Below are 10,050 nucleotides of genomic sequence, written 5' to 3'. Positions count from 1 at the left end.
GAGAGCCTTCAGCGGTATAGAGAGCCTTCAGCGGTATAGAGAGCCTTCAGCGGTATAGAGAGCCTTCAGCGGTATAGAGAGCCTTCAGCGGTATAGAGAGCCTTCAGCGATATAGAGAGCCTTCAGCGGCATAGAGAGCCTTCAGCGGTATAGAGAGCCTTCACCGGTATAGAGAGCCTTCAGCGGCATAGAGAGCCTTCAGCGGCATAGAGAGCCTTCAGCGGTCAGGTGTCACACGTCGGCAAAGGCACTTAAGTCGGCGAATCCCTTCAAAAAAACTTCAAACCCGAGTCTGCACCAGGTCTAAACAGCAATGACTTAAGTCAATGATTTGGTGTGGCTGTAATCTGCATAATCTCCTCTGATTATTGTTCAAGTTGTAATGGAGACGTACTCATATGTTAGGTGTAATTTTGTTTGCTATCAGCTTTGCTATCGTGTTTTTCGCATTAATCCAGGAAGGTAGTTTGTAACTCTTTGTCTGTATACCCTTTTGAAAAAGCCGTTGTTTTGACGGCTTTTTCCCATCTGCTTCACTCCCCCTTTTGTATTTTTCATGTAGAATAAACTATTTGTCTTCGCTATCACGGCGATCTTGACAATTTCTTTATAAAAACAGTAGGTTAGTTTCTTCTATGAGATATTTCACGTAGGTTCCGTGATGATGCTGTCCAGTCCACTGGTTTTGGTGTTGATAACCATGATTATTTTATGGTTTATGGGTTTGGTATTGGCGCGGGCATCTTCCCGGTTGTCCAAGGTGCAAACCATCCACAATCGTATCCGTGCGCTGAAAAACTCCAGTCAGGAGTTGTTTCCCGGTTTGCACGTGGGTGGTTTAGATAAACATCAATTGGAAGATTTAAAAAAATTCTTACGTAAGCGGGACGAGTTAGAGATGTCGCTATATCTGGCTTTATACCGCCCGGTGTTCTTTGAATTCGAAGACCTGATCGGAAACTTGCGCGATCAATTTGCTTTTTTGTTGGGTACCACCAGTGAGCAAGCATCTGAATTTGACAAAATTTCTGCCGCGTCCAGTTTACAATTGCCGGATCATCCGGAGGCGCATCGCTTCAAGATTCTCAGTTCTCAGGAACTTCGATTAATCGTGGAGCGGGAGATGTCTCTGCACGGAACCATTGATGAGGCCTTTGTGGATCGATTTGGTGGTCTCTTGTTTATGGAAAATTTCATCATGTACGACCATTTGTGTCGCGAACAGCCGGCTATTTTTCACATACCGGAAGGAAGCGAGCTAAAACGCCTGTTTGACTCTTTTGTCACCAGTGGGGTGGCGTCCCGCGGACGGGATATTGGGCTGGAACAACGACTGCACATTCTCTCATTGGAGCAATTGCGGACCATCGCCAAAGAGGCCAAGCTTAGTAAAGTTGCGGTGACGAAAGAAGATGCTGTGAACGCGCTTAAAGATGTGCCCAGTGCTGCGGTGTTGTTGGCTACGGTCTACCCCACTAATGAGCTGTATTTACTCCACAACATTGAGCGTGACGTTAAGTCGGTAGAGCAGGAGTGGGCTGTGTTGAATATATATGCAAAGTTGCTGTTCACTGAGCCCGTGGAATCGGTGCAAACCACACCGCTACAGCAATTTGAGTTAATGGAAGAAGACTGAGCCCGGATTATATCCGGGCTGTGTCGTTTGAGGGGTTAGGTCAGTAACGCCAACCCTTTATACAGATTGCGCGGTGTCCGCTAATTCCTCGGCTTCCAGTTCCAGCGCCTGGGTTTGGGCCGGCTCCGGTTTTTTCCCTTCGGCTTTGCTGGCGGATTTCAGCAAATCTTTAACCTTGGTGGTTTCTTTAAGATCGGCTGTCAATGCGGTGATTTCATCGTTCAAAGTAGCAATTCTGTTTTGCAACTGATTGATTTCTTGAGATAAGTGTGTGGTTCTATCCTGAATTTGCGATTCTTTGTTTTCTGCATCCGAAATAATTTGGGCTACTTTGATGTGCGCAGACTCCAGGGTTTTCTTTACCACCGTAATGGTAATGTCGGAGTTGACGTTAGGTAGTTTTCGCATAAGTGCGATGGCATCTTCGATGCCGTAGTTTTGATTTGATGTTGGTCGTGATTGGTTCATTGGTTTCGCCTGGCTGATCGATGAGTTTTGAGTGTAGGTTGATGCATCTGCCTCAAAATCGTCATCTTTGTTTTTCTTGAAAATACCCATTTTAAATGTTCTCCCCGACTGGATGGTTTGTTATTGTATAAATATTATACAAAAAATATTCCATCCATAAAATACCGATGATGTGTTCGAGCTTCTGATGTTCCGAGACTTTTATAAAATAAACCTAAGAATATCATTATTATAAGAAACTATGTCGCTCTGGTATAGATTCTAAACCCGGTTCTGGTGTGAGCGTTTGCCCTCAGAAATCTCTGTTATCTATTATTCCATTTCCGGCGGATTTTTCCTAGCCGCTTGTCGTGTCAGCTTAACCTTACGGGCTTAAACTGTTTCTCACGGACTTGCATCGGTTTTCAGTTGCAGTGGATCATTGGGATCCACACCTTCCATAAAGGGTTTTCGTCGATCATTGTTTGTGACCTGGTATACCTTACCAATCCAGTTGTCTATTACCGCCTCTGCCGTATCGTGCCAGGTATTATCCAGGCGGGGGGTGATCAAATGCTCAGGAAACATGGGTTGGGGTTGTCCTGTTTCTAAAGCGCGAATAGCCTGGTCGCGATGCTCTTCCAAGATGGCTTCTATTTGGGCGGTGAAATAATTCTGCGGAAAAGGGGGGTATGTGGTTCGCTCGCCTTGCAAATAGCGGTTGATTTCCCGCTTATATTCTTTCATGAGACTGATGGTGTCATATTCCGGATGTCCTTGAAAATAAACCACCCGAAACAAATCCTCACTCACTGCCAAATGTACCCCGGCTTCACCTTCCGCCAAAATGTGTAAGCCTGCCTGCTTGAATTGTTCCCGACTTACTTCGTTAAAACGGGAATGGGGTACCTTAAATACCGTATTGACATCATTGACCAGGGGGTGGGTGCGATCGACGACCCGGTGGCCAAAAATGCCCCAGCATTTGCTGGGCAAGCGCCGACGATTTTGTCCGTGTTTGAACTGCAATACGGCGTGGGTGGCCAGGCAAGAGCACAGTACGGAAGTGACATTTTCCAAAGCCCAGTCCACAACTTCTTTTAATGGATTCCAAAAAGGCTCTTTGGTGATATCCGCCTGGGTAACATTGGCTCCGGTAATGATGAGTGCATCTAAGCCGTCACGCTGGATTTGCTCAAAGCTTTCGTAATATTTTTCCGTATAGGCCAAACCCTCAGTGCCGCGGGGTAGCTCCTTGATGGTAAATGGGTGCATATAGAATTGCGCGATTTGATTGCAGTCATTTACCAGACGGAAAAATTGTCGCTCCGTGGCTGCCAAGGCGGCGTCCGGCATCATGTTCAGCAAACCGATGTGGAGTTCGCGGATATCCTGGTGCGCAGCACGGTTGGGGCTAAGGATGGTTTCACCCTCTCGTTTCAAGCGCTCAAATGTGGGTAGTCCTGAAGAGGCGACCAGAGGCATACTAATGTCCCGAACGGGCAATTGCGTTTTCAATCAATTGGAGAAAATCCGACTCTGACTGCACCTGCGATATTTCCTCCGTGCTGACGGTGTAACCGTATTTTTGAGCGATGGCCTCATAACGCGGAATTCGTGAATAGAATAAACGGGGAAACATCCAGCGGGCCAGATCTTCAGGATTAATCATGGCGACGTAGGGTAAATTTTTCTCCTGCATGTAAATGGGTAAATGTTCATCCAGGAAGGCTTCCCGGTAATACAAGGGTTTAGGGCTTTGTTCTGCCCTCTGAATGAGTTCCTCTTCGTCTTTTTGGGAGGCCTGAATGTACAAAATCAGAGTATGTTGGTCCAGTACATCAGTCACTGTGGCATCATCCAATTCACACACGCTGCCACCGGCGTCGTTGATAAAATTGGTATAGCCATAGATTTGATGGGATTTTTCTATAAATTCCGGTACATCCGTCATAGCGGCAATTTCGGCCTGGCAGTGCAGTTTTTGGCGCCGCTTAAACTCGTCCAGGGGAAGTCCTCCCTGTTCCGGGTTGCCCAGGTTTCCAAGAAAACTGGAAACCGGCTTTAAATGATCCACTGTGATGTTATTGCAGATATAGATGGAATCCGAGCGCAGCAAATCCCTCAAGAAGGGAACCTGCATGGCCTGTTTTTTAATATTGTCCAGTATGGGTTCGCCCAAATAACGGGTGCCAATCCGGTAGTCCCCGGAGTAGTGAAACCAGTCCTGATTGCGTAACACATTGGCCAGGCAGGTTTTACCCACGCCCGACATACCCAGCAGCGTGATACATTTATGTTCCCAGGATTTAAACTCCGCAACGCTTAGTTTCACCGTTTACTCCATCTAAAGTCATAAATAATCATTATATCCTGTCTCCGGGGTGGAGATCGATCTGGCAACCACAAAATATGCGCGGTGATTGTCAAGAATTTAACAATTTCCTCAACAATTGCGGTTTTTAACCGAAATAGAGAAAAGGACTTAATTTTTTGAATTATGACAAAAAATCCACTCTGTTATTAATAAATGCTTAAGTTGAAACTACAGGCTGTATCCATTGGTATTGGCGCCCTATTGTTGGCAGTGCTACTGGCTTGGTTTGGCTACAATACCACGACACGTATAGGTGAAGTGGAGTATTTGTGGCGCGACTATAAGGATAATGATGCCGCAGTTGCCAAAGCCTTGCATCAGTTTACGGCCGATTTTGGTGTCGGCAGTTTTATTCACGGTTTCAAAACGTATATGCTGACTCAGGATGAAAGTCTGACTCCCCAAATCGATCAGTCCATTACGGACACATACCAAGCGCTGGATGAATACTTGTTATTGGAAATAAGCGACCAGGAGCAGAAGGTGCTTTACGGCCTGCGCCATAGTGTAGATATTTACGTGGCCAAATACCATTTTGCGCGAGAGTTGTTAGCTCAGGGAATGGCTCCCAAGGAGGTGGAAGAGCAAGTACAGGTTAACGACATGCCGGCACGTAGTGCCATGAAGTTTTTGTCGGACGTGGCCAAGTTGCGGCGTAAAACCAAAGAAGTACAGACCCAGATGGTATTAGGGGATACGGTAAAAAAAATTAACTGGGCCAGTGCGCTGATATTTTTGGTGTTTTTGGTTGCCGCTGTGATGATTCGGTTTTTGTACAATAGCTGGCGGGCCAATCAAAGGGTGAACGAAATCAGTGGCCAGCTTCGAGGCATCGTGGAGGCAGCTCCGGATGCCATGCTGAGCGTCAACTCAAAGGGACAGATTCTGCAGTGCAATGCCCAGGCTGCCCACATATTTGGTTGTTCCAAAGAAGAGTTGCTGCTTATGAAGTTGGAGCAGCTGGTACCCCAGGATTATCGGCAGGCACACTCGAAATTGCGCCACAGGTATTTTGAGCGTCCACGGCTTAGGTTGATGGGGGAAGGGTTGGAGCTGCGGGCAGTGAGGACCAATGGTGACGAGTTTCCAGTGGAGATCAGCTTGAACCATACAGTTCTGCATGACGAGAAAATCGTGATTGCGACGGTCCGTGATGTGACCGAGCGGCGCCAGACCGAGTTAAAAATGCGTCAGGCGGCTACAGTATTTGATAATACAGACGAAGCGATCGTATTTTCCGATCCGTTGCGCCGTGTCGTTAATGTAAATAAAGCTTTTGTAAAAATGACCGGTTATAGTACGGAAGAGGCTTGCGGTCGTGGAGATATGTTTTATTTGGTTGAGGATAATGATTTTTTACAACAGCAACAGCTCGTTTCCCTGGAAAAATTCGGACAGTGGCGTGGCGAGTTGGAAGTGCATCGATCGAACGGTGAAGTTTACCCGGTTTGGCACAGTGTGAGCGTGGTAAAAAATGAAGATGGAGCCATTACCAGCTATATTTCCTTGTTCTCAGACATCAGCGTAATCAAACAAACAGAGCAATGGCTGACACATTTAGCGCATCACGATTCATTGACCGGGCTGCCCAACCGTACCTTATTTTCCTCCAGCCTGGGTCGTGCTATAGCGCACAGCAAACGGGTTGGGTCCCGGTTTGCATTACTATTTCTGGATCTGGATCGCTTCAAGATTATTAACGACACATTGGGACATGCTTGTGGCGATCAGTTATTGAACGAGGTCGGTGAGCGGCTACTGCAGTGTATTCGCGGTGATGATGTGGTGGCCCGTCTTGGCGGCGACGAATTTACCGTGATACTAACAAATATTTCCCATTCAGAGGACGCCGCTCTGGTGGCGGAAAAAATTATTGCTACCGTGAGCGAGCCCTTGGACATTGATGGCCGGCAAGTGGTGACTTCCACCAGCGTTGGAATCAGCGTCTATCCTGATGATGCCAGTGATGCCGACGGTTTGGCGAAAGCTGCGGATGCGGCTATGTATAAAGCCAAAGAACAAGGGCGAAACAATTTTCAATTTTACTCTGCGGAGATGACCCGGAAGGTCACTGAACGTCTTGCTATAGAGCAGGGTTTACGCGATGCCATGAGCTGCAACGCGCTGCACTTGGTGTACCAACCTCAAGTGGATTTGAAGTCGCGGCAAGTCATTGGTGTGGAAGCTTTGGTGCGATGGGAGCATCCGGAGCTGGGGACTTTGTCGCCTACACGCTTTATACCGATTGCCGAGGAAACGGGATTGATTCAGCAGCTGGGGGAATGGGTGCTGTATTCTGCTTGTGCCCAGTTGCGGGTTTGGAATGCCATGGGTTTTACCTTGCGCATGGCGGTGAATGTTTCAGTACGCCAGTTGGGTGACGATGCTTCACTCAATCGGTTGGTGTCAACCTTGGAACAACTGGAGTTGCATAAGGACAAATTGAAGCTGGATCTGGAAATTACAGAATCGACGCTGGAAATGGCAGAGCGCAGTGTGAGCGTTTTGAGAAGTCTAAAGCAACAAGGAGTGGGACTGGCTATTGATGACTTTGGTACCGGGTATTCTTCCTTAAGCCGTTTAAAGCAACTCCCTATAGATACGCTGAAAATAGACCGCTCCTTCGTTAAGGATATTCCTCATGATGCGGATGACAACGCCATTGCCTCAGCCGTCATCGCCATGGGACACAGTCTAAATCTGAAAATTGTGGGGGAAGGTGTGGAATCACAAGAACAAATGCGTTTTTTACAACAACAGGGCTGTGATTATGCTCAGGGTTATTTATTTAGCCAACCCATCTCCGCTGATGCAGTGACCCGATTGTTGCGGAACGAAGGGCCTGAAGAGGTCGTGGCTTAAGGCCGGCAGAGTTAACCGTATTCCCCGGCAACCGTTTCCACTCCATCTGTTTCCCCCTCCCTGTAAACTTCTAATTCGCATTGCCGGATCAATAGGGCGCTCAGGTATGCAAGCATTCCCAATGCTTTCCCCAGTTTTCTCCTGTGTCGGTCTCAATGGTGTCGTCTCGGGGAGAGGACTTGTAATATAATCCCCGTTTGGCGCGCTCACCAGGGCGAACGACGCCATCTCTTGGCAGCTGATCACTTGTGGGTAAGAAAAATGTTGAAATCATTGTTTGGGCCTAAATGGAAACACCGTAATCCTAATATTCGAAAACACGCCTTGGAAAGTCTCAATCCGGTGAAGGCTGAAACCCAACAGATATTGGCGGAAGCGTTGCGGGGTGAGTCTGATGCGGGGATTCAGCGTATGATTGTGGGCCGATTGCTGGATTTGGAATTGTTGATGCGGCTGCAAAAGTCCATGCCGGGAATTGGCGAGGAAGCCCGAAAGCGGCTCTGGTTGCTGCTGGCGGGTAAGACTCAACCGGCGGTGAGTGTGGAAAAACGTTTGGCTATCATAGCCTCATTGGCGGATGCGGCATTGTTCGAGTATTTGGTGTTGGAAGCCGAAGAAACTCAAATCCGCGCCCACGCGCTGACTTTTATCGAACGTCAATCATTATTGGGTGATCTGGCTTTGAACGATCCTGATCCGGAGGTTCGACTGCAGGCTTTGGATAGAATCGAGCAAGCTTCCACTTTGGAACGTGTGTATAAAAACTCCCGGCGCAAGGACAAAAAAGTCAATTCCCAGGCCAAAATACGCTTGGAGCAAATCAACGAGGCGAAACAAAGACCGGAAAAGCTTCAGTCACAGACACGGCAATGTTGCGCAGACTTGGAAGCATTGGTCGAAAACGGTGCGAAAACAGGGATGTGGGTGCCCAAGCAAAAACAAGCGGAACAAATACAGCAGCGTTGGCAGAATGTCTTGGTTGAATTCAAACCGGAACCTGATGAAGTTTCTAAGGTGCAAACGCGTTTTGATGAGTTGTGGCAACGCTTTGAACGTGGATGTAAAGCCCAACGCCAACAAGAGCAACAGGCGTTGGAGCAGGAACAAAAAAACCAGCCGTACCGAGCCGAATTGCGCCGTGTGTGTGACACCCTACGCCAGCGTACGGAGCAAGCCTCGCCGGCCGGTCTCAATGTTCAATACATAGAGGATTTAGAGGCGTTTGTGAGCCAAACGGCTCAGCAGTGGCAGGATGCTTTGCAGAATTTGCAGCAATCGGATCCGGTGGTCATGCAATTGCAACAAGATTACTTCCAGTTGTCACAGCAGGCGCGCAAGACTCTGGAGGATATGAGGCAGGGATTGCAATATGCGGCCAAGCTGCAGCGCCTTAACACCAAGGCTGACAAACTGGAACAGTCGGCAGCAATCAAGGATAAGGATCTTGCTGCTCTGGAAAAGGATTGGGCTAAGTTGCCGCGGCCACCTTTAGCTATGGTGGGAGAGCTGGACTCGAAATGGAAAAAACGCTTAGAGGCCTTGAAAAGCTTAGCAAAAAAACAGCAAGAACAACTGGCCTCCAATGTGGAGCGGTTTAAAAACCAAGTTAAGCAGTTTCAGTCTCTGTTACAGCAGGGTGAGACTAAAAAGGCATTTTCGCTCTCCAATCAATTGCGGAAATTGCTGAGTCAATTTCCCGACGTTGAGCAAAAATCCCTGCGCCGCGATAGCTCTTATCTGCAATACAAAACACTGTTAGCGCAGTTACAGGAACTGCAGTCTTGGCGTAGCTGGTCTAATGCGCCGGTAAAACAATCGATTTATCAACGCCTATGTGCTCTGGAAGAGGAACTGCAAATTGCCGCCGATCCGGATTGGGCCGATGTGGCGCAGCGGGTGCGGGACGCGCGAAAGGAATGGCAATCCCTTTCCAAAGCTGAGCCCGGGGACTCCAAGGAATTGTGGGAGCTGTTTGACCAGGTATGCAGTCGTTTGTATGAACCCTGTCAAAATTATTTTAGTGCATTGTCAGGAGAGCGCGAGCAGAATCTACTGCAGCGAGAAAAAGTGTGTTCTGATCTGGAAACATATTGGGAGACGCTTTCACAAAAGCCCTTAGACCTGGTGGATTGGAAAGGTTTGGACGAAATTATCCGGGTGGCTCAGGAGGAATGGCGTCGACTGGGTTTGGTGGACCGCAAACAAAAAGACAATATCAATGGGCGTTTTCGGAAAATTGTCGATACCTTACGTCAATTCAGCGTGGAATATAAAAAAGAAAATGCGCAGCAAAAAGAGCATTTGATCCAGGCGGCTGGGCAGATCGTGGAAAACGTCAAGGCGGATGAGCGTGCCTTAAAACAAGCGGTGGGCTCTATCAAGGCATTGCAGGCACAATGGAAAGAGGTGGGGCCGGCATTGAAAGACGGAGCTCTATGGCGCCGCTTTCGCGGACACTGCGACGCAGTTTTTAACCATAGAGAACAGTTGCAGGAGCATCGACAGCAGGAACTGGCGCACATAGAAGCCCAACAAGAAGCGCTCTGCGTGGAGTTGGAAAACTTACTTGCTATGAATGAAGCGCCTTCAACGACTCAAGAGCCCTCGGCGAGTCAAGAGCCCTCAGCGAGTCAAGAGCCCTCAGCGAGTCAAGAGCCCTCAGCGAGTCAAGAGCCCTCAGCGAGTCAAGAGCCCTCAGCGAGTCAAGAGCCCTCAGCGAGTCAAGAGA

6 protein-coding genes are annotated in these 10,050 nt (G+C 48.2%); 3 read left to right on the top strand and 3 right to left on the bottom strand.

All coding sequences use genetic code 11. The features are described 5' to 3' along the window. Positions 1-661: 661 nt before the first annotated feature. Entirely contained in the window at positions 662-1,636 is a 975-nt protein-coding gene (locus tag OEY58_22955) for a hypothetical protein (protein MDH5328303.1), read from the top strand. A 57-nt stretch (positions 1,637-1,693) separates the two neighbouring features. Here the strand turns inward: OEY58_22955 and OEY58_22950 are convergent, their stop codons facing one another. From OEY58_22950 to OEY58_22940, 3 genes are all read right to left on the bottom strand, one after another. Then, positions 1,694-2,194, bottom strand: a complete 501-nt coding sequence (locus tag OEY58_22950; GenBank protein ID MDH5328302.1) for a hypothetical protein — start codon at positions 2,192-2,194, stop codon at positions 1,694-1,696. Between the two features lie 294 nt (positions 2,195-2,488). Next, on the bottom strand, positions 2,489-3,568 hold the full coding sequence (locus OEY58_22945) for a homoserine O-succinyltransferase (GenBank protein MDH5328301.1): 1,080 nt from the start codon (positions 3,566-3,568) through the stop codon (positions 2,489-2,491). Between the two features lies 1 nt (position 3,569). Beyond that, the gene (locus OEY58_22940; GenBank protein ID MDH5328300.1) at positions 3,570-4,418 is read right to left on the bottom strand and encodes an ATPase; all 849 of its coding nucleotides are present in this window, start codon (positions 4,416-4,418) and stop codon (positions 3,570-3,572) included. Positions 4,419-4,613: 195 nt separating this feature from the next. Here OEY58_22940 and OEY58_22935 point away from each other — a divergent pair, with 195 nt between their 5' ends. Together OEY58_22935 and OEY58_22930 are read left to right on the top strand one after the other, a co-directional pair. Further along, positions 4,614-7,322: an EAL domain-containing protein gene (locus OEY58_22935; GenBank protein MDH5328299.1), complete on the top strand. Its 2,709-nt coding sequence runs from the start codon at positions 4,614-4,616 to the stop codon at positions 7,320-7,322. A 261-nt stretch (positions 7,323-7,583) separates the two neighbouring features. Next, on the top strand, positions 7,584-10,050 hold a 2,467-nt coding region (locus tag OEY58_22930; GenBank protein ID MDH5328298.1), incomplete at its 3' end, for a DUF349 domain-containing protein.

This window comes from Gammaproteobacteria bacterium (genome assembly GCA_029882975.1).
Taxonomy (GTDB): Bacteria; Pseudomonadota; Gammaproteobacteria; order SZUA-152; family SZUA-152; genus JAJDNG01.
Note: the sequence above shows the minus strand (reverse complement) of the source record. Positions and strands in the feature narration are given on the sequence as shown.